The sequence below is a fragment of the Thermanaerosceptrum fracticalcis genome, assembly GCF_000746025.2.
In the GTDB taxonomy this organism is placed as follows: domain Bacteria; phylum Bacillota; class Peptococcia; order DRI-13; family DRI-13; genus Thermanaerosceptrum; species Thermanaerosceptrum fracticalcis.
In genome coordinates this window covers 2,522,099-2,548,969 of sequence record NZ_CP045798.1, presented here as the reverse complement: position 1 = coordinate 2,548,969, position 26,871 = coordinate 2,522,099, and the positions used below count along the sequence as shown (strand labels likewise).

Below are 26,871 nucleotides of genomic sequence, written 5' to 3'. Positions count from 1 at the left end.
GCCTGGGACTTCTTTTAACCTCTTTTAGCTGGTACTTCTGACATATTAGTAAAGAAACCCCGCTCTTTTCCGGAGCGGGGTTTCCCTTTATTTTACTAGTAAAGGACTCTAAAAAATCCTGTATAATGGACTGTGCACCCCTGGCGGAGAGGAGGAGAAAAGAGATGGCAAATCTAGCTACCGTAAACAATAAAAGTGTCATAGCAGTCTTAATATTCTTTATAATCGTCAGTTCCTTTACTGGTCGGGGCTGGGCGGAAATCCGCACCTTACCTTATCAAATTTTAAAAAAAGGCATATCACTATATGTAAACTACCAGACCAAGGATTTTGAGGTTAAAGAAAGCCATAACTTTATCGTAAAATATACCTCTGCCGATGCTGATATGGCCGGGCTCATTACGGAGACGGCGGAAACCTATTATCATCAGGTAGGGAAGTATTTAGGCTACAACCCGCCCGCCCAGAAAATTCCCCTCATTATCTACCCGGACAGTGATTCTTTTAATGACAGTTTTGGCATGAAGGGTGACAAAAGTGCCGTAGGTGTTTACTGGGCCGGAAGTATCAGGCTTCTTTCCCCCCATGCCTGGCTTCCCCGGGAACTGCCAGGCCCGGAAAGAGAAGTATTGTTTAAAAAAGACGGCCCTCTTTCCCATGAACTGACCCATCTGTTTATTGATTACCAGACCAAAGGGAACTACACACGCTGGCTTACGGAAGGAATAGCCCAATATGTGGAGAGAGAAATTACAGGATTTACCCTGGATGAGCCTCTACGCTCAAAACGCAGTAAACTTTATCCTTTGACCAGTTTAGATGGAGAATTTGATCAGCAGCCCGACCAGATCCTGGCCTACTGGCAGTCTTTAAAGACCGTAGACTATTTGATTGACCATTATGGTCCGGAAAAAATCCACGAATTATTGAAAGCTTTAGCCCAGGGTTTCCGTATCAATGAGGCTTTCAGCAAAGTTTATGGGATAAATCTTTCCACCCTGGAGAAAAACGTGAAGGATTACATTGACACTGAAACTATATAACAAAGGTTAACGGGAGAGTCTGCTAAACCAGGCGTACATGCTTTGTTTTTCCTTGGGAAAAGCTAAGTACGAGAACTAGCTTTTCCTAAGGAGGGTAAACATGACCCAGGATGATATGATAAAACTGAAAGTAGAAGAAGCCCTTTCCGAGAACATGCATAACAGCAGTTTGGGTGTCAACGTCCAGGTGGAGAAGGGCTATGTGACTTTAACGGGGATAGTCGATGTACTCTCAGAAAAAGATTATGCTGAACGTGTTGTTAATTCCATTTCAGGGATTAAAGGTGTGAACAATGCCTTAACAGTAGGGATGGATGGAGAAATCACTGATGAACAAATTACCCAGCAGGTCATAGGCAAATTTTTTTCCGAACCCCAATTGGAAGCTCAGGAAGTAGGGGCTACCACGAAACGGGGTGCAGTCTACCTGCAGGGAAGGGTAAAGACTTTAGCGGAAGCCAATATCGCCCGGGAATTAGCTTCCACGGTGATGGGCGTCAAAGACGTGGTCATGAATCAATTAAAAATCGGAGATAACCTGGAAGGCCCTCACGATGACGCTACCATCACCAATGCCGTAGAGGTGGCTCTCTCAGCCAGTGAAGAGGTTTCAGCACGTGATGTGAGAACCTCCTGTCGTAACGGGGTCATATACCTGGACGGCACGGTAAATACCTTGAAAGAAAAGGAAACAGCAGGACGTTTAGCCAGTACCGTTCCCGGTGTGCGCCGGGTTGTCAACAATTTAAGTACCCGGCATGGCGGCAATGACCGAGACAGCGAACTCACTAATCTTTTGCGGGAACGGCTCAGGAAAAATGAATGGGCCACTCCAGGGTTCCAAATCGAAGCATATGTCATCGATGGTACCGCATATTTGGGTGGAGAGGTATACTCCGTAGAGGCCAAGTCCCAGGCTGAGCTGGTGGCGGGAGGGATTCCCGGAATAAAGCAGGTCCATAATGATATTGAAGTAGCCAGGCATTAAGGCGCAAGCATCCCTTGCGTCTTCTTAATTTGCGACACGGGGACGGTTCTCGTTGTCGCATTACTCATTGTCACATTAAGCCTGTTCTATTATTGTGAAAATCGCCTGCCGGCACCCCCCTTCCCTTTATCTTTTAGTTTCTCAACAATCTAACAATTTACGACCAAGCATTACTGCCAGAGCTGGTTCTGTTCTCACACTCACCCGCATAAGTAGTACACAAGGGGGTGTTGAGATGCTCTGGCGGAGAATCCGGGATGCTCTACTGGTAGTAATACTGTGGGTTGGTCTGGTCTGGTTAGTTTTTACCGTCGGAAACCACCTCTTCGATACCCGGGAACAGGATAAGCTCCTAAGACCCTTAGTCCCTCCCGAACCACGGCAAACTACTCCTGCTCCTGTTGTTCCGCCCAGTATTTCTGCCCAGTATGCCATGAAAGTTAAATATCAACCCGTTGAACATTTTCTTGAGGCCAGGGTCTCGGCGGATGTTTTTAATCAAACGGGACGCGTCCTCTCCAACCTTTATTTTCATTTTTATCCCGCCGCTTTTAATAAAGCCGACACTGCGCCTCTTCCCCGGACAGGAGACGCTCCCCAGGCAAACTGGCAGCCTGGACATGGGGCCATCAAACAGATCCGTCTCAACGGACAGAACTGCTTATTCAAATTGGAAGGTACCCAGTTAAATGTCTTGTTGCCTGCTCTCTTTCATCATGGCCAGAAACTCTCCCTGCAGGTGGATTTTACCATAAAGCTGCCCCAAACCACCGGGAGAATGGGTTATCAGGGGGAGGAGAGCCGCTTCGGCAACTGGTATCCCATTTTAGCCGTCTATGACGAGCTGGGCTGGAATCTGGACCCCTATTATGCGGTGGGTGATCCTTTCTACAGCGAAACAGGGGATTATTTAGTGACTTTAGAAGTACCTGTGGAAGAGATCGTGGGCGCCACCGGCTACCTGGAAAAGGTTCAATTTAATGGTAAGAACAAAATCCTCACCTGGCGGGCCGATAACGTACGGGATTTTGCCTGGGTCAGCAGTTCCCGGTATAGTGAAAGCATAGGAAAAGGAAGCCCCGTCATTTACTCCCTTTATTATCCGGAGCACGGTAAGGCAGGTGAGCGTGTTATAAAAATAGCCCGGCAGGTCCTCACTTTCTGTCAATCCTATATTGGCCCCTACCCTTATCCGGAAGTGCGTATCGCCGAAGTTGATTTTCTCTTTGGGGGCATGGAATATCCTAACCTGGTTTATATCGCCAAAAAGCTGTATGAAAATCCGGAAGACGAATTTTTTGAATTCGCGGTAGCCCATGAACTGATTCACCAGTGGTGGTACAATGTTGTGGGCAATGACCAGGTTGAGGAATCCTGGTTGGATGAAGCCCTTACCAATTATACGACCTACCTGTATTTTGCCGATACCTATGGCATGGAAAAAGCCAGAGAAATCAAAGCCCGTTTTCTGGGAAAGGGGCGGGCTGAACCGGACATGCGGGTTAAACCTCTCAATCAGTACCGCGATATGAAGGAATATAGTAAACTGGTTTACCAGCAGGGAGCCCTGGTTCTGGATTTACTGAAAGAACAAGTAGGCTCTGAGAAGTTTCAGGAGATTTTGCAGCGCTATTATCACGATTTTCAATACAAAAATGCTCGGATCAGGGATTTTATAGACATTGTAGAAGAGGTCACCGGCAACAGATGGGATGACTTTTTTGCCAGGTATTTGTATAATCAGAGGTAGGAAAGAAAAATATCTAAACTTGGAGATAAGAGATGAATGTTTGTACATTACGAAGCGGAAGTTCGGGCAATGCTATTTACATTGAGACAGAGCAAACTAAAGTTTTAATCGATGCGGGATTAAGCGGGAAAGTCCTGGCTAATGCTGCTTCCCAGGCCTGCGGCGTGGACCTGGCTGCTTTGGATGCGTTGCTTATTACCCACGCCCACCGGGATCATACCCTGGGGGCTGGAGTTCTGGCCAGGAGGTATAAACTGCCTGTCTATGCTACTGAGGGTACCTGGTGCGAAATGTCGCCCCTGATCGGACCGGTGCCTCCTGGGCAACAATACATAATCAACACGGATACTACCTGGGAAATAGGCGATTTGAAAATAGAGGTCTTCCCCGTCTCCCATGATGCTCTGGAGCCTGTGGGATATGTCCTGGGTAATGAGGAGAGGACTCTGGGGGTCGCTACGGACTCAGGGGTCATGACCAGCCGCATGGAAAAACACCTACGTAATCTTGATGCCCTAATCCTAGAAGCCAACCACGACGTGGAACTCCTCAGGACGGGCCCCTATCCCTGGTCCCTCAAAAAAAGGATTGCCAGTATTTTAGGCCATCTTTCCAACGAAAGTGCGGGACAAGCATTGTTACGGACCCTTGGGGGGAAAACTAGAAAAGTAATCCTGGCTCACTTGAGCGAGGAAAATAATAAGCCTGCCCTGGCCTTAAACACTGTCCAGGAGCAGCTAGCCCTTAACCAAGTAAGCCTGGATGAGGTGGATATTTTTGTAGCTCCCCGTTACAAACCCAGTCCACGGATAAAAATCTAAAGAGGAGGGGAAATATGAGTTATTATGATGATGAATATCCCAGAAGGCGTAGGTTCCTGCCCACTATCCTTTTAAGCCTTGTCAGTGCGGTCATTGGTGGATTGCTGTCTTTAAGTTTAGCTCCTATGGTTTACGGGCCGGAGATGTTTAAAGTCCCCCAACAACCTCCTATTATACAGGAACCCGGTAAAGAGGCTCCCCTGCCCGGCGGTTATCAGGATTATTCTCCGGTAGTGGCCATTGCTGAGCAGGTGGGACCTACCGTAGTAGGTATTTCCAACAGGGTTGTCACCCAGGACTTCTTTGGCCGGGAACGTGTGGTGGAAAGAGGCAGCGGCTCCGGGGTAATAATCAGTAAAGAAGGGCATATCGTTACCAACTACCATGTCATTGAGAAAGCCCAGAGCATCAGTGTTAACCTGGCCGATGGCCGCCAGGTCGATGCTCAGGTGGTGGGCAGCGATCCCCGGACAGATTTGGCTGTCTTAAAAATAAATGCACCCAATATACCTGTCGCGGATTTGGGAGATTCCAACCAGATTAAAGTGGGGGAACTGGTGGTAGCCATCGGCAATCCCCTGGGTTATGAGTTCGCCCGTTCCGTTACGGCCGGGGTAGTCAGCGCCAAGGAACGTAATATTACCATCGAGGAAAGAAAATTTAAACTGATCCAGACCGATGCGGCAATAAATCCGGGAAACAGCGGCGGTGCCCTGGTCAACAGCCGGGGGCAGGTCATCGGCATAAACAGTGCCAAACTGGTTATCCCGGGGGTGGAAGGCATGGGCTTTGCCATCCCCATCAGTGATGCCCGTCCCATCATCAATGAACTTATCGAGCATGGTTATATCAGCAGGCCTTCTTTGGGGATCTACGGAGCCGTCATTGATGAGCGGACCGCCCGTCTCAATGATCTTCCCCAGGGTATCTATATTGACCGGGTCATTCCCGGCGGTGCGGCCCAGAAAGCCGGTCTTAAATCGGAAGATATCATTGTAGGCATTAACGGTCAGAAAGTAACGAATTTTGATGAACTGAGTGAAGTTCTGAAACAGTTTAAGCCGGGAGATCAGATTACCGTTAATATTTACCGGGGCAACAAGAAACTGGACGTTCCCCTGACGCTGGGGGAAATGCCGAGGGAGTAATTTAGTTGGTAGTTGGTAGTAACCGACGCTCTCCGTTTCCCGCCTCCCGACACCCGACTTTTCTATCCAACGCTTATTTTTCGGGTAGCGGGCAGCGATGAACTTCGTCAGAAATTGGAAGTCGGATGTCGGAAAAAGGATAGCGGAATATACAAGGAGGGTAATCATATGTTATTAGCCTGCCAAGAACATTTGGATAGAGCTCTGGATAATTTTACGGAGAAATATCATGAGCCCCCGGAGATGTTTTTAATGTCCCAGGTCATAGATGAAGACCTGAGCGACATGCCGCAGGTTTGTCACTACTGCGGCAGAGAAGCAGTCTATGTGGTGAAAAAGTATGCAGATTAAAGTGATCACTGTCGGCAGGCTCAAAGAAAAATACTGGCGTGAGGCTGTTGACGAGTACCTTAAGCGGCTCACCTCCTTTGCTAAAGTAGAAATCATTGAGGTGGCTGAGGAAAGGATCAGTGACAATCCCTCCCAGGCCGAAATAGAACAGGTGAAAGCAAAAGAAGGGGAAAGGATTTTGAAACACCTTTCCCCCTCTTTTTATGTGATTCCGTTGGTGATTGAAGGCAAAACCCTTTCCTCTGAAGGATTGGCGGACCTCCTAGGGAGGCTGGCCCTGGAGGGCAAAAGCCAGGTTGCTTTTATCATCGGCGGCTCCCACGGCTTATCAAGCGAGGTCATTAAACGAGGTGACTTTCCCCTGTCCTTTTCCCCCATGACCTTTCCCCACCAACTCATGCGTATCCTTTTGCTGGAGCAGGTTTATCGCGGGTTCAGCATAATCAAAGGGCTGCCGTATCATAAGTAAGAATGCGACACGGGGACGGTTCTCCCTTGTCGCATTTCGCTTGCTATGATATAATCGATGGAAATATATTGAAAGGTGATTTAAATGGCGCGATATCCCAGGCGAATGAGTCATACTCAGGTTTACCATGTAATGCTAAGAGGTAACGAGAAGAAAGACATCTTTCTCGATGATGAAGATCGCAACCAATTCATAGATACTTTGGGAAAAATGAAAGAAGACAAGAACTACTACATATATGCTTATTGCCTTATGGACAATCACGTGCACCTTCTAATAAAAGAAGCAAATGATAATATTGCAAGGATAATGAAGCGTATTACTGTAAGTTATGTTTACTATTTCAATAAAAAATATGCTCGGGTAGGTCATTTATTCCACGACCGGTTTCGGAGTGAGATTATAGATAACGATTCGTATTTACTGGCCGCGGCTAGATACATACATAATAACCCAGTGAAAGCAGGCTTAGTGAAAAGTGCGGGGAATTATAAATGGAGTAGTTATAAAGCATACGTTTGCGGAGAAAGAGCAAGGGGTAACCTGATAAGTACTGAATTTTTACTATCGATGTTTTCTGAGGACCCCCAAATTGCGGTAAGAGAGTTTATAAGATTTACTCAACAAGTGAACGAAGATAAATTTTTGGATTTCCAGCCGAGTGCAGAGGAAGAATGTTTAAGTATAAATGATAAAGAGCTTAAGGAAAGAATCGAGAATATTTTAGGAAAACATGGACGAAGTGTTGAGGAGCTAAAAAAATGTGTGAGCAGAGAAGAGAGGGACGCCTTGATAAGAGAGATAAAAGGAAGTATATCAACTTCGGTCCGGCAGCTATCAAAGCTACTCGGAATTAGTAAAGATATTGTGTTCAGAGCATGATTAATGTGATTAATGCGACAATCAAGAACCGTCCCCGCTGTCGCGTGAGGGTCCCCTGTTAGGATCCTCTGTATAAATAATCATTGACTAGTTCTTTTGTTTTTTGTATTATATAATAACAAATCATCCAAAGGAAAAATCTATAACAGGGATAAAAGTTTTGACGGAGAGAAAAATACCACAATTTATCTACAGAAAGCTGGCAGCTGTTGAGAGCCGGTGATAAATGGGTATATAATGATCACTCCTGAGCTGCTGTGTTGAACGGAGTTATTCTTAGTAAACTATGCCGGACATATAGGCCACCGTTACCTGGCGCGAGTTAAAGCTGCAGCTTTAGACTCGCTGAATCTATTGGTGTGAACCAATAGAGAATTAAGGTGGTACTACGGGAAAATGTCTCGTCCTTAGGACACATGCTCATGTGTCCTAAGGACGAGACATTTTTTTATAGATTGATTATTTAAACTAAAAAGGGGTTGAGAAAAGTGAGCAAATTGCAGACGGAAGAAATCATCAAAGCGGGCCGGGCCCTCAAGGGTGTTATCCAAAAAACACCTCTTCAGAAAAATGAGATTTTATCAGAAAGATATGAATGTAACGTCTTTTTAAAGCGAGAAGACCTGCAGGTAGTGAGGTCTTTCAAAATAAGAGGAGCCTACAACTCAATCCAAAGTATCCCTGAGGAAACTCTGAAAAATGGCGTGGTATGTGCCAGCGCAGGGAATCATGCTCAGGGAGTAGCTTATTCATGTAAAGCTTTAAATATTCCCGGGACAATCTTTATGCCGGCCACAACTCCCAGGCAGAAAGTTGGTCAGGTCAATCGTTTCGGCGGGCAGTTTGTGGAAGTGGTTTTAACCGGGGATACATTCGACGATTCTTTCTTAGCTGCAAAGGCCTATTGTGAAAAAGAAAATAAAGTGTTTATTCATCCCTTTGATGATTATAAGATTATAGCCGGTCAGGGGACTATCGGTATGGAGATTATGGATGATGCTCAGGAAGAAATTGACTTTGTTTTTTGTACCATTGGTGGTGGGGGCTTAATTGCCGGTGTAGGCAGCTATATCAAAAACATTAGCCCCAATACCAAAATAATTGGCGTGGAGCCCCTGGGAGCCTGTTCCATGAAAAAGTCACTGGAGGAAAAGCAAGTGATAACTTTAGAAACCATCGACAAGTTTGTGGATGGGGCTGCGGTAAAACGGGTGGGCGAGCTTACTTTTGGCATTTGCAAGAAGGTAATTGATGATATTGTTGCGGTACCGGAGGGCAAAGTGTGTACAAGTATCCTGGAGCTCTACAATGAAAATGCCATAGTTGTGGAACCGGCGGGGGCTCTTCCCGTTGCCGCCCTGGATTTTTACAAAGAGCAGATTAAGGGGAAAAATGTTGTTTGTATCATCAGCGGGGGGAACAATGACATCGAAAGGATGCAGGAAATTAAGGAAAGATCTCTGCTTTACGAAGGTTTAAAACATTATTTCATTATCAATTTCCCCCAACGGCCCGGAGCCTTGAAGGAATTCGTCGTGGAAGTCCTGGGTCCTCGTGATGACATCACCCGTTTTGAATATACCAAAGTAAACAATAAAGAAGAAGGTCCCACCCTGGTGGGGATTGAACTGAACAAAAAAGAAGATTATGATTTGCTCATCGAAAGGATGAAACAGAAAGGTATCCGGTATACAGTCATCAATGAAAGCCCGGAATTATTCAACCTGCTCATTTGATTTGTATGGTGCCTGACACTAAGTTATTGTTGTGTCATTTTTGTTAGACATTGATCTAAACTTCGGTCCGGCAGCCAGCAAAGCTAATCGGAATTAGTAAAGATATCGTATTTAGAGCATGATTAAGGTGATTAATGCGACAACCGAGAACCGTCCCCGTTGTCGCACCAAATATTTACCAAAACAAGGGAGGATAAAATACCCAGGAAGTAGAATAAGGGAGTAAACAACCTCTTTAAGTGGAGCGTGCGCATGGGCAAAGTTATCAGGGACCCTATTCACAACATTATCGAAGTAGAAGACGATGTCCTGGAACTTATCGATACGTATGCCTTTCAGCGGCTGAGAAGAATCAGGCAATTGGGCGTAGCCTGGCTGGTCTACCCATCGGCAGAACACAGCCGTTTCGCCCACTCACTGGGCGTGTATGAAATGTCAAAGAGGGTCATCCGGGCCCTCAAAAGAAACAGCAGTCATTTTACTTTGAACAAAGATGAGGAGAAACTGATTACCACGGCGGCCCTGCTTCACGATATCGGACATGGGCCCTTCAGCCATATGCTGGAGGGTGCCATCAAAAATTTGGGCGGACATTTTGAACATGAGGAAATGTCCACAAGGATTATTCTGGAATGCCGGGAAATAAACACAAGGCTGCAAAGATTTGGTACAGATTTCCCCGCAAGGGTCTGCCAGGTCCTGCAAAAGAAGTATCCCAGTACCCATGTAGCCTCCGTTATTTCCAGCCAGTTTGATGCCGACAGAATTGATTACCTTTTGAGAGACTCCTATATGACAGGAGCCAATTATGGAAAATTTGATGTTGACTGGCTCTTACGAAATATTAGTATTGAAACGGCCACTTTTCCCTCGGTCAAAGGACAAACCGTGGTGGGGATCAATCATAAAAAAGGCTTGAATGTCTTGGAACAGTACCTGCTGGGCAGGCACTATATGTACATTCATGTGTACTACCACAAGGTAATTCGCTCATTTGAAGCCATCGTCAATAACCTCATCAAGAGAATATTGGAGAAAGAACATAAAAAGCTGGCCGGATATAAGGTCATAGAAGCTTTATTCAACTCTACCATAAGTATTGAGGATTATTTACAGCTAGATGATTTTGTAATGATGTCCTGGTTTAATGAATGGTATAATAAGGTGAAGGACCCGGTTTTACATAAACTCCTGGAATATCTTTTCTGCCGTGTACCCCTCAAGGTAGTTTTTCCTCCCCAAGAGCCCATAGCCTATTACAAAAAGAGGGAAGAAATTCTGGCCCAATACTCCAGTGAAGATGAAAAGAAATATTTCTTTTATGAGGATAGCTCCAAAAATGTAGCCTACAAAGATTTATACACCACCCGGGATGTGTTGGAAGAGATCTTTGTCTGCAAGGAGAAAGATGAGATTATACCTTTATCGGCCCTGGAAGACAGCATCATTGTCCAAGCCTCCAATGCGCTGAAAAAGGATACAATTCGCTGGTATATCAAACCTTAAATATCTTGGTGAAGGAGGGGATAGAGTATGCTTGAGAACATCTTTGCCCTACGTGATGTTATCAGCATGTGTGGGGGGAAAATCAGAGGGAGAAAGAAAATACAAAAGATTATTTACATACTGCAAGAGCTTTCAGACCCGCCCTTGAAGCCTTATCAGTTTAAGTGGAATTATTACGGCGTTTATTCCGAGGAATTGGCCAATGACCTAAGCGTAGGAGAATCATTTGGTATTCTCAAGGAAAACGAGGAAGAAGAATATGGCTATAGGACTTATATTATTGAGGCTGTTGATTCCTCCAATCCCACCCGGCTTTGCCGTGATCAGAACCTAAAAAGTATTGTCCAATACCTTTCCCAGCAAGAGACCAGGGTATTGGAGGTTCTCAGTTCCATCATCTTCTTTAAGAACGAAGGTTTAGACGGTGAGGAACTTAAGGGTAAGCTCCACACCTTTAAGGGCCACCTGGCAGCTTTTTTTGACCAAGCCTTTGCAGCTTATGACGAATTATTTCAGATTTTGCATTGAGTGAATAGATATAAGCTCTGTGCCCTCGGAGTGGAGGGACACAGAGCTTTTGCTTTAAGTCGTTTTCTTGACTTGAATAACCTGTTGCGCTATATTTGGCATAAAAGAGAAGAACCATCTTCAGGAAAGGAGATAACCCTGTGAAATTCAGAGTCTCAGCGGTTCAATATCACCTGCATACCATCAAGCGTTTTCAAGATTTTGCCCGGCAGGTGGAGCATTATGTAAAAACAGCCCAGGAGTTCGGGGCTGAATTTGTCTTGTTTCCTGAATTTTTTACTACCCAGCTTTTGTCAATAGGCGATAAAAAAGGCAGAGCCTTGAGTATTCAAGAATTGCCGGAGTTTACGGACCAGTATTATTCACTTTTTACAGGGCTGGCCAGAAGCACCGGAATGCATATTATCGGGGGAACCCACGTCATCAGGGAGGGTGGTAAGTTGTATAATACGGCTCATCTTTTTTACCCCGATGGCCGGGTGGCTGTTCAGCCCAAACTTCATATGACCCCTACGGAGATAAAGGAGTGGGGAATTACACCGGGAGATGAACTTCATGTCTTTGACACAGAGAAGGGTAGAATAGCCCTTTTGACCTGTTATGATATTGAATTCCCCGAAATTGTGAGAATGGTACGGGCCCGGGGTGCCGATGTCATCTTTTGCCCATCCTGCACCGATGACCGCCATGGTTTTTATCGCGTAAGATATACCAGCCATGCGCGGGCCATAGAGAACCAGGTCTATGTGGTGACAACAGGTACAGTAGGGAGTCTTCCCACGGTGGATTTTATGAGGGCCAATTTCGGGCAGGCAGCCGTCATTACACCCAATGATATTCCCTTTCCTCCTCATGGCCTGTTAGCCGAAGGGGAGATTAACGACGATATGATTATTACAGCAGACCTGGATTTAGCATTACTCTACCAGGTTAGAGAAGCCGGCTCTGTTACCACCTGGCGGGACCGCCGTACCGATTTGTATCCTGATTGGAACTGAATTAAGCCGGGGGTTGGAGGTGAAAAGGTGCATGTTTTACAAAGAACTTTATTTCTTTGACGGGGACCGTACGGTCCAAGGGGTTATCCGTTCTTACCGGGAAAAAGATTTTCCCGGCTTAATCCGTATCCAGCAGGAAAGCTTTCCTCCTCCTTTTCCTGCCGAACTCTGGTGGAATGAGGAGCAGTTATATAATCACATCACTTTGTTCCCCGAAGGAGCTTTGTGTGCGGAAGTGGAAGGCACCCTGGCCGGTTCCATGACGGGTTTAATTGTCAAACTGGACCACAACCATACCCATCATACCTGGAGCGAGATTACGGATAACGGTTACATTCGAAACCACGACCCCAACGGAGATACTCTTTACGTGGTGGATATCTGTATCAGGCCTGCCTATCGTAAACTGGGATTAGGGAAATGGCTCATGCAGTCCATGTATGAAGTGGTAGTGTATAAAGGATTGCGCCGCTTGCTGGGTGGCGGTAGAATTCCCGGCTATCATCGCGTAGCCCAGGAGATGACGGCAGAACAGTATCTGGAAGCCGTCGTAAGAGGGGAATTAAAGGACCCTGTTATCACTTTTCTCCTGCACTGCGGCAGAGTGCCTGTGGCTTTAGTTTCCAATTATCTGGAGGATGAAGAATCCCATCACTATGGGGTTTTGATGGAATGGAAAAATCCCTTTTTGCGACAAGAGAACCGTCCCCCTTGTCGCATAAGCCAAAAAAAACGGCTGCAAACCTTTTAAGGGTGGCAGTCGTTTTTTCTCGTTTTTTGTTCTCTTAGAAGGATACGGCTTTTTTCTCCTTTAGTAACTCCATTTCTACTATCTGATGGAGCTCGTCCAAGATTGCCAAATTTATTTCCAGGCTTAACCCGTCCACGGTCATCTCCCGCTTTTTGCTGCAGCCGTCAATGGCTCCCTCTTTCACCAGGGCAGCTAACAAATCCTTTTCCATTTTCCTGTCGTGGAGAAGGTTCTTTCCGGAAAGCAGGGAAAGGGCGGCTGTGAGGCCGTGGCCTCCCCAGTTGGAGACCCCCGTTACCAGCACATAATCGGCCCTGGTAACCGCGCAGATCTGGGTACCGTTAGAAACAGAGTTTTGAATAATGTCGGCTATTTTCCCCATACCCAGTTCATTGCCCCCGTCCCCTACTGCAGCGGTAGGAATACCAAGCTCCGCCGCTTTAGTAAAGAGGGGATCGGTATTTGGTATAAGATAGGTTAAATCTTCTCCTCGCATGGAGTAAAAGCGTCCATCCCGGGCCCGTCCGGGGCGCTCGATGGCTACAATCATGGATGGCCGGTATTTATTGATCAAATCTACACAGAAAATTTCGGCCCCGTCATAAGGGACGACTTCAAGGGGTGAGGAAAGGCCCTTAAGAGTGGAGCCCGCCTCTAATAAGGGACTGGAGTATTGATCTGTGATCAGAACAGCATTTTTACCCAATTCCTCCAAAGCTCCTGCCAAAGAGAGGGCGCCCAGCGGACCATCTGTTTCTCCTATAAGAGTGTCTTTTATGCCAAAGCCTGTAACAATAAGTACTGTTGTACTGTCCATCAGCTTTTCCGCGGCCCTGGCCAGGTCTCCGGGAATGAGAGCAGCTTTTCCCAGCCCTCGCCCGCCTAAATCTTGGCAGATAAGTTCCTCAATTTTGGTGAAGTCTGATTTACGCAAGTGCCGCAACTCCTTGTATTTTTTTCCAACAAACAGTTATTATCTATATATAATGGTTGAACACGGCAAAGGGTTGATATAATACAGTATACTTGTTGCACAATTTAGGAGAATTAGGTACTGATCACTGACCGGATCGTCGACATATTTTCTACGATTTTCCTGGTAACCTCCGGGCGGTTCATGGTATAGATGTGGATACCGTCCACACCCCAGGAGAGCAGGTCGATGATCTGCTCCGTAGCATAGGCGATACCCGCCTCTTTTAGTGCTTCCGGATTATGCTCATACCGCTCCATAATCCTGATAAACTTTTTGGTCAAAGAAGCTTTGCAGAGAGAAGTGATACGTTCGATCTGTTTTCGGTTCAGGACCGGCATAATCCCTGCAGTAACGGGTACGTTGATACGGGCCCTTGCCATATGATCCAAAAATTCATAAAAAATTTCATTATCAAAGAAGAGCTGGGTGATTAAGAAGTCCACACCCGTATCTACCTTTTGTTTTAGATAGCTTAAATCTTTTTCGATATCATCACACTCCAGGTGCCCTTCGGGGTAGCAGGCTGCACCCACAGAGAAGCTGCCGAGGCTCTGGATGTGAAGGATAAGGTCTTTGGCGTACTGGTAATGGAGAGGGTCGGGAAACTTAAAATCAGGATCCTGGGGTAAGTCGCCCCTTAGTGCCAGGATGTTTTCTATACCATTGTCTTTGAGGCTATTAAGGATGCCCTCGATTTCCTGTTTGGTGGCGGCGATGCAGGTGAGGTGGGCCAGGGCTTCCAGGCCGTACTTGTGTTTAATCAGGGACGCTATCTCTACTGTCCTGTTGGTTGTGCTGCCGCCAGCCCCATAGGTAACACTGATAAAATCGGGTTTTAAATCCTTTAGGCCCTCGATGGTGTTGTAAATGGTTTCAATAGGACTATCTTTTTTGGGAGGAAATATTTCAAAAGAAATCACAGGTTTCTTAGTTGCAAAAATATCTTTGATCAACATGGCGGCACCTCCGGAAGTTTATATATAGGAAAGGGGACACACCTGCTGAAGAGCGGGCAGTTCCTTGGAGACAGGAATGTCCCCAACGTGGTGAAAGGGGACACACCTGCTGAAGAGCGGGCAGTTCCTTGGAGACAGGAATGTCCCCAGTTTAATTGTGATGAATTGTAATATATTTATCAGGTGCTGTCAATATAAGCCACCACATTTTGCCATAATATTTGAACCTCAATGCCGTCAAAATATATCTATTGACAGACTTCGAGCTCTGTTGCACAATAGAATAAATTAATGGTAGAGGCGCGGCATATTATGAGTACGTATCGGGAGCAGGCCGGCGATGACGGGTACGGAAAGGAATGGCCGCCGAAGTGAAGGTTTTCAGGCCGGGGACCTTTGCTGGGCTTGTGTTGAATAAGCACAAGACTGTCACCCAATATTTTTTGGGTGGAGCGCTATTTCGTACAGCAGGGCAGGGGCAGACCTTTGCCTTATGAAGCAGCTTGCGGGAAGTGCTCGTAAGCTGCTTTTTTGTTTATATAGATGAAAAATATAGAGGAGGAAATTTACGTGGCCGAGAAAAAGTTGCCTTTTACCAAAGCACAGCTGGAAGAGATTATTAAAGAGCACCCTACTCCCTTTCATATCTATGATGAAAAAGCCATCAGGGAAAATGCCAGAAGACTGATTCAAGCCTTTGCCTGGGCCCCCGCCTTTAAAGAATATTTTGCCGTGAAAGCTACCCCTAATCCCTATATCCTGAAGATCTTGCGGGAGGAAGGCTTCGGCGCCGACTGCAGTTCCCTGGCAGAGCTGGTCCTGGCCGAAAAGGCAGGCATAGTAGGAGAGAATATCGTCTTTACCTCAAACGACACACCGGCCGTGGAATACCAGAAAGCCTTTGAACTGGGGGCCATTATCAACCTCGATGATATCAGTCACATCGACTACCTGGAGAAGCATGTAGGAATTCCTGAAATCATTTCCTTCCGTTATAATCCCGGCCCTCTGCGTGAGGGTGGGAACTCAATCATCGGCAATCCCGAAGAAGCCAAATACGGCCTTACCCGGAAACAGATCTTTGAAGCCTATAAAATCATGAAAGAAAAGGGTGTCAAACGTTTCGGCATCCATACCATGGTGATTTCCAATGAACTGGATCCCAACTATTTTATCGAAACCGCCAATATGATGTTTGATCTGATCATCGAACTTTATCGTACCCTGGATATTCGCATTGAACTGGTAAATTTCGGCGGCGGCATCGGTATACCCTACCGGCCTGAACAGGAAGTGGTAGACCTGGAGTACATTGGCCGGGGGATTAGGAAGGCCTATGAGGAGAAGATCGTGGCCAACGGCCTGCACCCCCTGAAACTGGCCATGGAATGCGGCCGCATGATCACCGGGCCTTATGGCTACCTGGTGGCTATGGTCCTCCACAAAAAAGAGATTTACAAGAATTATGTAGGGCTGGATGCCTGCATGGCCAACCTTATGCGTCCCGGTATGTACGGCGCTTACCATCACATCACCGTAGTAGGGAAAGAAGACTGGCCTTTGGACCATACCTATGATGTCACCGGCAGTCTCTGTGAGAATAACGATAAGTTTGCCATTGACCGCCCTCTGCCCAGGATCGATATCGGGGATATTGTGGTTATCCACGATACCGGTGCCCACGGGCACGCCATGGGCTTCAATTACAACGGCAAACTGCGTTCTGCCGAACTGCTCCTAAAACCCGACGGCAGTGTAGAATTGATCCGTCGGGCGGAGACCCTGGAAGATCTCTTCCAGACCCTGGATTTTTCCAGGCTGTAATTAAATTATCCAGCAAAAAATCAGGCCGGAGGAGACTTCGGCCTTCCAACTTTCATCCTGAAAAATTAAAGGAATGATTGGTATGAAGTTTAGCTTCCCCAGGAAATCTATTACATATTTGTCACGGTTTTATGACAACAATTTGTCATTGACAAGTTAGCAAAAGATATTGTTATAACAGGGAGATTTTTATATTGTTATTTTATACATACAGAGCTGAAGAGTACGGCTGTTGTTTTAACAGAGTTTGAGCTGAATCTTAAATATATAAAAATTTAGTCGAGATATGACATGTTATATCAGAAAAATTCGAAAAAAAAATAAAGGAAAAATTTATAATCCAACGAACAGTATTAATGTCTAACTTCATCTAACTTTTTTTGTCAATAAAAGGGATGCGGAAGCGTAGAAGTACAGTTTGTAATTGGGCACTTGAACTGTATGGAGCTGATAGTGCAACCGGCCGTACGGGTATGATCCCTGTACGGTTTTTTTTTATGGGTTCTTCGTTTTAACAATATAACAAAGAAAGCGAGCAGAAGCTATGATATTTGGAGAGGTGAAATTGGAGATAAAAAAAGAAGACGCCGATCATTGTGATTTAATCATATATGAACAGGAAAGGTGTTTATGCAACAAGCTGATCTGTATTGTTAAAGGGCCCAACATTGAGATCAAATGTAACAAATGTAAGCGGTTGATGATTATTAAAACGAACGGTGTCGTAGGAGTGGAGGTAAGATAATAGTTAAACATAATTTGCATTAATTGTTAATTTTATATAGAATAATTGGCAACAATATTGCTATTTGAAAAAAACCTTATTAGAATGAAATTATAATTAAGGAGGTACCTTTTTTTGGATGAAAAAATTAATAAGAAGAGTAAAGCCCCTGGAGGCAATACGAGTGCATTTTTAGTGTTATGCATTTGTATTGCCTTATTTATGACTGGGGGAGGGTTGATAGCACAGGACTTCCCAGGGATCTGCACGTAGATAAAGCAGTCGAGTGTATCGATTTCTTTCAGATAAAACTCAGAAAGAACAGGATCGTTAAAAGCAGCTACGGCAGCAGCTATCCATATAGCACGCCGAAGATATGGGGAACCTCGTTTTGACATCTTATTACGAGTACCTGTAAACTCTCCGGATTGTGAGGGTTGATACCAACAAATGCTACTAACTTGGACCATATGGAAAATATTTTATATAGTAACAAAATATAAATCTGGAGGGATGGATTTGGATGTAAGTAAAGTTGATTTTGATGATTTTAAGCTGCTTAATGATGAAGAAGAGAGGTGTCTGTGTAACAAACTTATTTGTATTGTTAAAGGGCCCAACATTGAGATCAAATGTAACAAATGTAAGCGGTTAATGATTATTAAAACGAACGGTGTCGTAGGAGTGGAGGTAAGATAATAGTTAAACATAATTTGCATTAATTGTTAATTTTATATAGAATAATTGGCAACAATATTGCTATTTGAAAAAAACCTTATTAGAATGAAATTATAATTAAGGAGGTACCTTTTTTTGGATGAAAAAATTAATAAGAAGAGTAAAGCCCCTGGAGGCAATACGAGTGCATTTTTAGTGTTATGCATTTGTATTGCCTTTTAATTTTTATAAAAAAACGGCTGCCCTGGGGGATTACCAGTTGATGGGGCGCTGCAAAGTCCTGTTTTCGACGGACACTAAGGAACCAGTTTCTATTAATGAAAGTATGGCTATATAAAAGGCGGGTTTGCGTATGAACGTAGCCTTGAATACCAGAAAAATAAACAACACCGGTTTGGCGGCACGCTTGGTTAAGCCTGATATTTGCAGGTTAATGGCTTTGCAAAATTTAACATACTTACCCTTTCCCTCCTACGATAATCCCCCCATCTACTTTATTTACCGGGGCGTAGAAGAGCGGGAACACAAGGAAATCTTCCGCGCACACAATATCAGGTATGATATTACGGTTATTCCGCCGAAAGTGGTTATGGGAGAGTATATCAAGACAGTAGGACATTTTCATCCTGTTAAAGCTAACACAGGACTGTCCTATTCAGAATACTATGAAGTGCTGGACGGCCAGGCCCTTTATCTTCTGCAAAAGAATGATCAGGAGGGAGAAGCGGAAGAAGTGATTCTCATTGAAGCAAAAAAGGGGGATAAAGTCTATATTCCTCCAAACTATGGCCATATAACCATTAATCCGGGAAAAAGGACATTAGTAATGGCTAATTTAGTAGAAGCTGCTTTTAAATCCGATTATGAACCGATCAAACGGAAGAAGGGCGCTGCCGTCTACTGCTTTAGGGATGACTTTTCCGGCTATGCCATAGTACCAAATAATAATTATACCCGGCAGGTAGAGCCGAAGAGGGTTAAAGCAGCAGAGTGGCCCAGTCCCATACCGGTAAGTAAAAAGAATAGTTTGTATGACTTATTCGTTGATAATCCACGGGCTTTTGTCTTTTTGAAGTAGTAATAAAGGGGGTGAAATTGCTATGAAAATAAAGAAAGCGGTAATACCCGCCGCCGGCCTTGGCACCAGGTTTCTTCCAGCGACCAAGGCCCAGCCCAAAGAGATGCTTCCCATCGTTGATAAGCCCACCATACAGTATATCGTAGAAGAAGCCATCCAGTCAGGTATAGAGGATATCATCATTGTTACCGGCCGGGGCAAAACGGCCATCGAGGACCACTTTGACAAGTCCTATGAACTGGAAGCTACCCTGGATGCCAAAGGTAAACGGGAGCTCCTTAATCAGGTGGAATATATCTCCAATATGGCCTCAGTATATTATGTGAGGCAGAAAGAGGCCAAGGGCCTGGGTCATGCGGTATGGAGCGCCCGTAAGTTTATTGGCAATGAGCCTTTTGCCGTACTTCTCGGGGACGATGTTGTAATCTCCCAGAAGCCCTGTTTAAAACAGATGATAGAAATATTTGAAGAATATCAGACCTCTGTCATCGGGATTCGCGAAGTAGACAGGTTTGACGTGTCCAAGTACGGCATCATTAAAAGTAATGGCCTCATCAGAAAAGGCTTGCACAGTATCGTCAGCATGGTGGAAAAGCCCCACCCTGAAGGGGCTCCTTCCAATCTGGCCATTATGGGAAGATATATTCTCACACCGGAAATACTGCCAATCCTGGACACCCTCCCTCCCGGCTCTGGCGGGGAAATCCAGCTGACTGACGCTATCAGGGAGCTCAATAAAACACAAAAGGTGTTAGGTTATGAGTTTGAGGGCGTTCGTTACGATGTGGGGGATAAATTTGGCTTCATCAGAGCCACAGTGGAGTTTGCCCTGCGCAGGGACGACCTGAAAGAGGAAGTGGGACAATACCTGGCAGATCTCGTATATTCTCAATCTGAACTTAAGAGCCCTGGCGCCGCCAGATTACATAGAGTAATATAACCACCTGTCCCCAAAATACTCCGAAAAGGTCAATAATCACATCAAAAAGCTTGCCGGTACGGTTAGGTACCAGGGTTTGATGAAACTCATCGCTGATGGCAAAGAGAAAGCAGAAAAGAAGGCTGAATAACATGCTCTTAGCCAAACCCCTGGCGGTACTTTCCTTAGCCACTAAGGTCTTAATTGTGAGAAAAACAATAATGAAAAGTACGGCATATTCCATGATGTGAGCGGATTTTCTGAGGACATACTCAAGTTCCTTGGCCAGCTGGGGGTTCTTAATTTCAGGCAAAATATTAAGTTTCATCAGGATTGGAAGGGTCAGCAGCCCTGGAATATTGGAAAAAGAAAACATTATACTTATCCACAACAAAAGGAGTAGTGGCATCAACCATATCTTTTTACCGTTATTTACAGGTCCTTCGTTATGGGCGCTATTATTAACCTCTTTATTCATGGCACCCACCATTTCATAGTAAAATATTGCTTTTAGTATAACACTGCCGGGTAAAATACTGGAAATAATTTTAGTAATAAATTAGGAGGATGATTTTCATGTCCAATCATGTAAAAAAGACTTACTTAAGAAAAATTTCTGTAATGTGCTTAATCGTGTTGGCTTTTACCCTTTGTTCCTTTAGCGCCGTTTTTGCCGGCCCCTATGGCGGTGGGTCCACGCCGCCCCCGCCCACATTGCCCCCGGCAACCCCTGTAACGGAAAATGTAAAAACTGACCACGATAAGGCCATAGACCAGGCTTTAAGGCAGACAGGTGAGGCTGTTTTATCCTTAGGCAATAACAACACCGCCCAAATCAGCCCCACTGTAGTAAACGCTTTAGCGCGGGCTAACGAATCTCTCACCCTGGAGAGACCGGGGGTAAATGTGCAGTTCTCCCAGCAGGCCCTCCAGGCTCCGGCGATTACTAATGCCGTCCGGGCTGAGAATGCTGTGGTCGAATTAGGTGTCCAGGTAGTATCCCAGGCGGAAGCAAACAACATCCTGGCCAGCGCTCCTCTGGGCCAAAGTACCGGTCTCTTTTCTGTGGGCGGAATCATGGTAGATCTGAGCGCCCAGGTGAGAACGGGAACTACAACTACCAGAATAGACAGCTTCCCTGAGCCTGTGGCTGTGACCCTGGATCTCTCTGCCCTCGGTACACTCACTCAGGAAGAAATAAACCAGCTTACCGGCGTGCGCCTGGAGAAGGACGCTTCCGGCAAGACTGTGGCCGTTTCTTTAGGTGGTACTTATGACCCGGTGAAAAAGACCTTTACCTTCTATACCGACAGGTTCAGCTACTATACCGTAATGAAGAATACCAAATTAGTAAAGATCAGTTTAACCCTCAACAATTCCACCGCTATTGTCAACGGTACCTCAAAGATCCTGGATTCACCGGCCACCTTGGTTAATGATAGGACCATGGTACCTTTAAGATTCGTGGCCGAAAGCATGGGTGTAAAAGTAGACTGGATCGATGCTGCCCGCACTGTCAAAATGAAACAGGACGGCAAAGAACTCGTTCTCGTAATCGATAAGCCCTTACCGGGTATGGATGTGCCCGCCAAGATCATAAAGAACCGGACCATGGTCCCTCTGCGTTATGTTTCTGAGTCCTTCGGGGCTAACGTCAAATGGTTCCCCTCCTCCTACAGAGTGGAAGTTGTGAAGTAAGAAAGTTAAGTCAACGAGGGGTAAAGGTGTCTTTACCCCTCGCGACCCCCAATACTTAACAGAGGTGAGAGGCAATAGTTAAAGAAATTGTTGGTGAATACGGACTGCAAGGTAATTTCAGACTAAAGCCCTTGATATTTTGGGGAGTAGGTGCGGGACTTGTTATTGCGCCCCTCATGAAGGGACTTTTCTATGAGGAAGAGCTTGTTCTGGCTCAAATGTATTTGGGTTTTATCTGGCTTCTTTATGGTGCAACCCGTCTGGGGGATAGGCAGGCAGAGCTGAAATTTCAATTGATGGATTATGCCGTACTGGCCTATTTAATTGTGAATATTCTCACCATCTTTACTGCCGTTTATCTGAAGGAAGCTCTTCTCGGCATATACCGGGTTTTTGATTATGTTCTAATCTATTATCTTGTCCTGGAATTGACCAAGGAAGCCAAAGACAGAGAAAGATTTACGCTGTTTGTCTTTATGAGCACTGTCGCAGTTTCGGCTTTGGGAATAGGAGCCGCTGTGGAAAAGGTAAACTTTCCTGAAGCCTTTGCCCATGGGCGGATTATGTCCTCATTTCAGTACCCCAATGCCCTTGGCATCTATGCGGCAGCGGGAGCCCTCTTGGGCACGGGATCCTTGTTGACACGGGATGCCCTTGGGCTCAAGGCCATCCTGGGCTTGGGAATTTATTTAAATATTATTGCCCTTTTGGGCAGTTTATCCCGGGGGACTTGGCTGGTCCTGGGGCTGGCTCTTTTTATCTACCTATTGGGTATTGGCCGAAGATCTTTCTGGAAAAGCCTTTACCATATCATCGTCATCATTTTCTTTGGTTTCTTGGGCAGCAAAGGCTTTTTAAAGGGTGTGTACGCAAAGGACTATTCCGGCGCCTTGGCTTGGCTGGCCCTGGGAGCCGTGCTGCTGATGGCCGCTTTGAGTTTTTTGCATATTCTTCCTGGCATTGTGGAAAAGAAAAGATTTCTGCGACGCCACAAGAAAGTCTTGTTATGGGCCCTGACTCTGGAGCTTATCTTGTGCGCATTTATCTATTTTTCCTACACTTCTCAAATCTTGCCTACTCCCGTCAGTCAAATCTTAGATACAACGGTTATTCAGCGCTTTGGCACCATCAGCGGGGAAGACAGCAGCTATCAGGACAGAATGGATATGAACCGCATAGCCCTCAGGATCGTCCGGGATTATCCCTTCCTTGGCGCGGGGGCCGGGGGCTGGAACTCCCTTTATCATCAATACCAGGACAAAAGGTTTTACTGGTCCAGTGAGGTGCATAACCACTATTTCCAAATCTGGGCAGAAACCGGGACCCTGGGGCTTGTCACTTACCTTGCCGTGTGGGCCCTTTTGCTGCATAAGATAATAAAATATCTCCTGCACAGAAAAGAGACCCCACGCTGGCCTTATACCTGGGCTGTCATCCTGGCCTTTCTGGTGCTCCTGATCCACAGCGGGATAGACATGGAACTTTCCATGCCTGCTATAACCATGGTTTTCTGGTCCTTGGGGGCGATGGTAAACAATGAAGTCAACGGCTCTGGCCGCCACAGGAGTAAGCTCTTGCTTATACCTAAACCGGGCTATTTCATATTATCCTTACTTATCGGCGGGCTGTTAATCATTCCTGCAGCCCGGGAATACCGGGCTGCTTTACTCAGCAAAGAGGGTGTGGAGGAAAAGCAGATGGGTTACTATCCCCGGGCTATTGATAAGTTTGAACAGGCCTATTTTCTTTCTCCCCTGTCGCCTAATCTGGCTGCCGCTTTAGCCGAGTTGTATGCTCACCGCTATAAGTCCTTGCCTAAAGAAACATATAAGGAGAAAGTTTATTACTATGCAAATAGAGCCATAGAGATGGCTCCTTATGACATAAAGACCAGGTGGTCCCTGGACAGGGCCTATGCTCTTTTAGGTGATGAAGAGGCTCTTCTAAAAGAAAGGGAGCGCCTGGCCCGCCTCCTGCCGAAAGATCCTTATACACTGGAGGTGCTGGCCCAAAGCTATTTCGACAGGGGTATGGCTTTTTTAGAAAAAGGGAAACCCCTCGATGCTAAGCCTTATTTTACCCAATGTTTAGCAGTGACCCAAAAAATCGAAGAAAATTATCTCGCTTCTGAAAAACGTTATAATATGAGGCCTACGGCGCAAGTTTACCTGCTGTCAGGGCAAGTCTCGCTGCTTTTAGCGGAGAAAAAGACGGCGGCAGAAGCGCTTTCCAAGGCCCTCAATAATAAAGATACCAAAAGTCAAGCGGGTTCATTATTGGCTCTTGCCTACCAGGACTGGGACCCCGTAAATCACACCAGGTTTTATAACCAGTACATTAAAAATAACCGGGAAAACCAGTTATTTTATGAAAAAATACAAAACCTAGCAAATCTTATGAATGGGGGAAAAGCATGAACAGAGAGACGGACGGTCAGCAAGTTTATCAGGAAATAGATCTCCGGCAGGTAATAGAGGTCCTGGACAGGCGTAAATGGATCATCATCATCCTTACCCTTACTGCTCTCCTTACCTCAGCTATCCTTTCCTTTTTTATTCTCCCTCCCGTCTACGAGGCTCAGACCACCCTTCTTGTGGTGCAGGGTGACGCCAAAAAGGTCACCCGTACCGAGGGTAACGACCTGGAGTCTATGATCAGCACGATTTCCCGCTTACCGGAAATGACCATCAAGACATATGTAGAACAAATCAAGGACCCCGTCCTCCTCAGCGGAGTTATTACAAAGCTGGATCTGGCCAAAGAGGGTTATACCGTAGAGAGTCTAGGCAAAATGCTCAAGGTTACTGCTCTTAAGGATACAAACTTAATCGAAGTTAAGGTAAATAATACAGATCCCAAGCTGGCTGTGGCTATAGGCAGCACTTTAACTGAACTCTTCCTGGAATCAATTTCCAAGAACACCCAGCAGCAGTTGAGCAAATCTGTTCTCTTTCTTCAGGACCAGATCAAAGTAGTCAGTAAAGACCTGGAAGCTGAGCGGGCAAAATTAAAAGAGCTGGAAGCGAGGCCGCGCAGTATTGCTTTTTTAGAGCAGGAGCGGGTCAGTATCGGTAATGATTTGAATAAATTCAGAAGCTTGTACCTGGAAAGCCAGGTTTCTTATCAGCAGCTGCAGGCGGGTTTAAAGGAACTGGAAAAAAGACTAAAGGAGATTCCCCCTGCAGAGCAAACCCAGACAAATTCTCTGTATGTTTCACTTAAAGAACAAGTAACTGCCAAAAACATTGCTTTAACGGAGAAAGGGGCGCAAATGGAGGCCCTCTCCAACAGGATGAAACAGCTGCAAACCCAGCTTGACCAGCTCCAGGCAGAATTAACCAACAAGAAAAACGAGACTGAACTGGTGCAGAGAAAAGTTGAAGAGTTGGAGAAAACCTATGCACTGCTGTCTGAAAAAATTACCCAGACCCAGATAACCAAGTCCATTAACCTTGGTGAAACAAGCATTCAAATTGTTTCCCCTTCAACACTTAAAGTCGACCCCGTCAAGCCCAACAAAAAGCTGAACCTGGCCCTGGCCGGTGTCCTCGGTCTCATGATGTCCGTAGTTTTCGCTTTCGTCCTGGAATTTCTTGATAACAAGATTCGCACCAGGGAAGACGTGGAGAAACACCTGGGGTTGCCCGTACTGGGTATGATACCCAAGTTTAAGGAAAACGGTAAAGACAAAAATTCCTTTGGAAAGGATACAGGCTATGCAGAGAGAAGCACTACTACCGCAAAATAATGCCTTAATTGCCCATCATTATCCTAAGTCCCCGGAAGCGGAAGCCTTTAAAGTATTGCGGACCAACCTCCAGTTTCTAGGCATGAATAAGGAAATAAGATCCATTGCCTTCACCAGCTCGGGACCCGATGAAGGGAAGTCTACGGTGCTTGCCAACCTGGCTGTTACCCTGGCCCAGACAGGCAAGAAAATCCTGGTCATAGATGCCGACCTGCGACTCCCGGTACAGCATAAGATCTTTACCCGGCATAATGCTGTGGGTTTAACCAATGTTTTGGCTGAAAATGCAGATTTGGACGAGTGTATCAGAGAAACAAAGAGCGAAGGGGTATACCTCCTTTCCTCAGGGCCCATTCCCCCTAACCCGGCGGAGCTTTTGGCTTCCGAAAGGATGACCTGTCTTATCAAGAAACTTACGGAAAGATTTGATTACGTTCTCGTGGATACACCCCCTGTTCTCGCCGTTACCGATGCCGTCCTTCTTTCGGTAAAAGTGGATGGGATTATCCTGGTGGCCGTATCCGGCAGGACAAGAATCGATCGGGCCAAGGAGGCCAAGGAGCATTTGGTCCGCGCTAAGGCAAGAATCCTGGGAGTTGTCCTGAACAGTGTGGAAAGGTCCAGGGAAGACCACTATTACTACTATTACTACGGAGAGGGCAAATGATGTGGGGAGACACCGATTGGCACTGCCATATCCTGCCGGGTGTAGATGATGGGCCCAAGAGTTATCATGAATCCTTAGCCATGGCCAGGGCTGCTGCACAGTTAGGATTTACGAAAATAGTGGCTACACCTCACTTTGAGGAGGGTGTATGTGAAAACTATAGAGAGATTATCTTAACGGAAGTGGATTTCCTGAATGATGCCATAAGAAATGCCAGGATACCTGTTACGGTGTATCCCGGCAGCGAGATAATGCTCAGCCCTACCATACCGCAGCTTCTAAAAGAAAGGAAGCTGATGACGTTGATGGATAAGGGTACACATGTGTTAGTAGAATTTCCGTTATCCCAATGTCGTCCCTTGTGGGCGACACAGGTGCTAGATCAAATTAAGCTACTAGGTATAATGCCTGTTGTAGCCCACCCAGAGCGATATTACTGGTTACAGGATGATATGGGAAGTTTTAAACGCTATGGTAGTACCAGTATTATGTTTCAAGGAAACTTCAGTAGTATTCGCGGGAAATATGGAAATAAAGCAAAGAAACTAATTATATCTCTGGACAATCAGGGATTTATTGATTACTGGGGTAGTGATGCACATTCAGAAAGAGGCTATAAGTTATTGTAAGTG

The 26,871-nt window shown here is 45.7% G+C and carries 27 protein-coding genes, 1 pseudogene, 2 riboswitches and 1 other annotated feature; of the genes and pseudogenes, 24 read left to right on the top strand and 4 right to left on the bottom strand.

Annotated elements, in window-relative coordinates:
• The first annotated feature begins 164 nt into the window (after positions 1–164).
• The 13 genes from BR63_RS12940 (at position 165) to BR63_RS12880 (ending at position 12,971) form a co-directional block, all read left to right on the top strand.
• The gene (locus tag BR63_RS12940) at positions 165–1,043 is read left to right on the top strand and encodes a peptidase MA family metallohydrolase (protein ID WP_051966332.1); all 879 of its coding nucleotides are present in this window, start codon (positions 165–167) and stop codon (positions 1,041–1,043) included.
• Positions 1,044–1,143: 100 nt separating this feature from the next.
• On the top strand, positions 1,144–2,031 hold the full coding sequence (locus BR63_RS12935; RefSeq protein ID WP_034426231.1) for a BON domain-containing protein: 888 nt from the start codon (positions 1,144–1,146) through the stop codon (positions 2,029–2,031).
• Positions 2,032–2,266: 235 nt separating this feature from the next.
• On the top strand, positions 2,267–3,781 hold the full coding sequence (locus BR63_RS12930) for a M1 family metallopeptidase (protein ID WP_051966334.1): 1,515 nt from the start codon (positions 2,267–2,269) through the stop codon (positions 3,779–3,781).
• Between the two features lie 32 nt (positions 3,782–3,813).
• Entirely contained in the window at positions 3,814–4,602 is a 789-nt protein-coding gene (locus BR63_RS12925; RefSeq protein ID WP_034426233.1) for an MBL fold metallo-hydrolase, read from the top strand.
• A gap of 14 nt (positions 4,603–4,616) precedes the next feature.
• Positions 4,617–5,750 (top strand): S1C family serine protease, encoded by a 1,134-nt coding sequence (locus tag BR63_RS12920; protein WP_034426236.1) that lies wholly within the window; start codon positions 4,617–4,619, stop codon positions 5,748–5,750.
• A 168-nt stretch (positions 5,751–5,918) separates the two neighbouring features.
• A complete protein-coding gene (locus BR63_RS12915) occupies positions 5,919–6,101 on the top strand; it encodes a CxxH/CxxC protein (protein WP_034426238.1) in 183 nt (60 codons plus the stop codon).
• On the top strand, positions 6,091–6,570 hold the full coding sequence (gene rlmH / locus BR63_RS12910) for a 23S rRNA (pseudouridine(1915)-N(3))-methyltransferase RlmH (protein WP_034426241.1): 480 nt from the start codon (positions 6,091–6,093) through the stop codon (positions 6,568–6,570). Before BR63_RS12915 ends, rlmH begins: the two co-directional genes overlap by 11 nt.
• Positions 6,571–6,654: 84 nt before the next feature.
• Positions 6,655–7,452, top strand: coding sequence for an REP-associated tyrosine transposase (locus tag BR63_RS12905; RefSeq protein WP_034426243.1), 798 nt, complete (start codon positions 6,655–6,657; stop codon positions 7,450–7,452).
• Positions 7,453–7,603: 151 nt separating this feature from the next.
• Positions 7,604–7,864: a binding site (T-box leader), on the top strand.
• A gap of 76 nt (positions 7,865–7,940) precedes the next feature.
• Positions 7,941–9,188, top strand: a complete 1,248-nt coding sequence (gene ilvA / locus BR63_RS12900) for a threonine ammonia-lyase IlvA (RefSeq protein ID WP_034426247.1) — start codon at positions 7,941–7,943, stop codon at positions 9,186–9,188.
• Between the two features lie 252 nt (positions 9,189–9,440).
• Complete coding sequence (locus BR63_RS12895) at positions 9,441–10,694, top strand: HD domain-containing protein (protein ID WP_034426250.1); 1,254 nt, start codon at positions 9,441–9,443, stop codon at positions 10,692–10,694.
• Positions 10,695–10,721: 27 nt separating this feature from the next.
• Positions 10,722–11,222, top strand: coding sequence for a hypothetical protein (locus tag BR63_RS12890; RefSeq protein ID WP_034426253.1), 501 nt, complete (start codon positions 10,722–10,724; stop codon positions 11,220–11,222).
• 140 nt (positions 11,223–11,362) lie between these two features.
• Positions 11,363–12,220 carry a carbon-nitrogen hydrolase family protein gene (locus tag BR63_RS12885; RefSeq protein WP_034426256.1) on the top strand — a complete coding sequence of 286 codons (858 nt, stop codon included), beginning with the start codon at positions 11,363–11,365 and terminating at the stop codon, positions 12,218–12,220.
• A 31-nt stretch (positions 12,221–12,251) separates the two neighbouring features.
• Positions 12,252–12,971, top strand: coding sequence for a GNAT family N-acetyltransferase (locus tag BR63_RS12880; RefSeq protein ID WP_034426258.1), 720 nt, complete (start codon positions 12,252–12,254; stop codon positions 12,969–12,971).
• 34 nt (positions 12,972–13,005) lie between these two features.
• Here BR63_RS12880 and BR63_RS12875 read toward each other — a convergent pair whose 3' ends face one another.
• Positions 13,006–13,905: a DUF4392 domain-containing protein gene (locus BR63_RS12875; RefSeq protein ID WP_051966335.1), complete on the bottom strand. Its 900-nt coding sequence runs from the start codon at positions 13,903–13,905 to the stop codon at positions 13,006–13,008.
• A gap of 113 nt (positions 13,906–14,018) precedes the next feature.
• Positions 14,019–14,903, bottom strand: coding sequence for a methylenetetrahydrofolate reductase [NAD(P)H] (gene metF, locus BR63_RS12870; RefSeq protein WP_034426260.1), 885 nt, complete (start codon positions 14,901–14,903; stop codon positions 14,019–14,021).
• Positions 14,904–15,190: 287 nt separating this feature from the next.
• A riboswitch (Lysine riboswitch) is annotated at positions 15,191–15,369 on the top strand.
• 104 nt (positions 15,370–15,473) lie between these two features.
• Here metF and BR63_RS12865 point away from each other — a divergent pair.
• The 3 genes from BR63_RS12865 to BR63_RS12855 all read left to right on the top strand — a co-directional run bounded on the left by BR63_RS12865 (position 15,474) and on the right by BR63_RS12855 (position 17,724).
• Complete coding sequence (locus BR63_RS12865) at positions 15,474–16,727, top strand: diaminopimelate decarboxylase family protein (protein ID WP_034426263.1); 1,254 nt, start codon at positions 15,474–15,476, stop codon at positions 16,725–16,727.
• Between the two features lie 390 nt (positions 16,728–17,117).
• Positions 17,118–17,201: riboswitch (cyclic di-GMP riboswitch) on the top strand.
• Between the two features lie 91 nt (positions 17,202–17,292).
• Positions 17,293–17,472 carry a hypothetical protein gene (locus BR63_RS12860; RefSeq protein ID WP_034426266.1) on the top strand — a complete coding sequence of 60 codons (180 nt, stop codon included), beginning with the start codon at positions 17,293–17,295 and terminating at the stop codon, positions 17,470–17,472.
• Between the two features lie 114 nt (positions 17,473–17,586).
• Positions 17,587–17,724 carry a hypothetical protein gene (locus BR63_RS12855; protein WP_187142899.1) on the top strand — a complete coding sequence of 46 codons (138 nt, stop codon included), beginning with the start codon at positions 17,587–17,589 and terminating at the stop codon, positions 17,722–17,724.
• Between the two features lie 44 nt (positions 17,725–17,768).
• Here the strand turns inward: BR63_RS12855 and BR63_RS19580 are convergent.
• Positions 17,769–17,921: pseudogene (locus BR63_RS19580) on the bottom strand (transposase); the annotation flags it as partial.
• A 49-nt stretch (positions 17,922–17,970) separates the two neighbouring features.
• Between BR63_RS19580 and BR63_RS12845 the strand changes: the two are divergent.
• The 3 genes from BR63_RS12845 (at position 17,971) to galU (ending at position 20,147) form a co-directional block, all read left to right on the top strand.
• Positions 17,971–18,150, top strand: coding sequence for a hypothetical protein (locus BR63_RS12845; protein WP_187142685.1), 180 nt, complete (start codon positions 17,971–17,973; stop codon positions 18,148–18,150).
• 331 nt (positions 18,151–18,481) lie between these two features.
• Entirely contained in the window at positions 18,482–19,207 is a 726-nt protein-coding gene (locus tag BR63_RS12840; RefSeq protein WP_051966338.1) for a glucose-6-phosphate isomerase family protein, read from the top strand.
• Between the two features lie 22 nt (positions 19,208–19,229).
• The gene (galU, locus tag BR63_RS12835; protein WP_034426269.1) at positions 19,230–20,147 is read left to right on the top strand and encodes a UTP--glucose-1-phosphate uridylyltransferase GalU; all 918 of its coding nucleotides are present in this window, start codon (positions 19,230–19,232) and stop codon (positions 20,145–20,147) included.
• Here the strand turns inward: galU and BR63_RS12830 are convergent.
• Positions 20,107–20,604, bottom strand: a complete 498-nt coding sequence (locus tag BR63_RS12830) for a VanZ family protein (protein WP_034426271.1) — start codon at positions 20,602–20,604, stop codon at positions 20,107–20,109. The two genes, galU and BR63_RS12830, sit on opposite strands and share 41 nt — an antisense overlap.
• A 98-nt stretch (positions 20,605–20,702) precedes the next feature.
• Here BR63_RS12830 and BR63_RS12825 point away from each other — a divergent pair, with 98 nt between their 5' ends.
• The 5 genes from BR63_RS12825 (at position 20,703) to BR63_RS12805 (ending at position 26,868) form a co-directional block, all read left to right on the top strand.
• A complete protein-coding gene (locus BR63_RS12825) occupies positions 20,703–21,824 on the top strand; it encodes a copper amine oxidase N-terminal domain-containing protein (RefSeq protein WP_034426274.1) in 1,122 nt (373 codons plus the stop codon).
• A 131-nt stretch (positions 21,825–21,955) separates the two neighbouring features.
• A complete protein-coding gene (locus BR63_RS12820; RefSeq protein WP_153802212.1) occupies positions 21,956–24,241 on the top strand; it encodes an O-antigen ligase family protein in 2,286 nt (761 codons plus the stop codon).
• Positions 24,238–25,572: a GumC family protein gene (locus BR63_RS12815; RefSeq protein WP_051966340.1), complete on the top strand. Its 1,335-nt coding sequence runs from the start codon at positions 24,238–24,240 to the stop codon at positions 25,570–25,572. The genes BR63_RS12820 and BR63_RS12815 overlap by 4 nt, the downstream gene beginning before the upstream one ends.
• Positions 25,541–26,239, top strand: a complete 699-nt coding sequence (locus tag BR63_RS12810; RefSeq protein WP_051966341.1) for a CpsD/CapB family tyrosine-protein kinase — start codon at positions 25,541–25,543, stop codon at positions 26,237–26,239. The genes BR63_RS12815 and BR63_RS12810 overlap by 32 nt, the downstream gene beginning before the upstream one ends.
• Positions 26,236–26,868 (top strand): tyrosine-protein phosphatase, encoded by a 633-nt coding sequence (locus BR63_RS12805; protein ID WP_153802213.1) that lies wholly within the window; start codon positions 26,236–26,238, stop codon positions 26,866–26,868. The genes BR63_RS12810 and BR63_RS12805 overlap by 4 nt, the downstream gene beginning before the upstream one ends.
• The last annotated feature ends 3 nt before the right edge of the window (positions 26,869–26,871 follow it).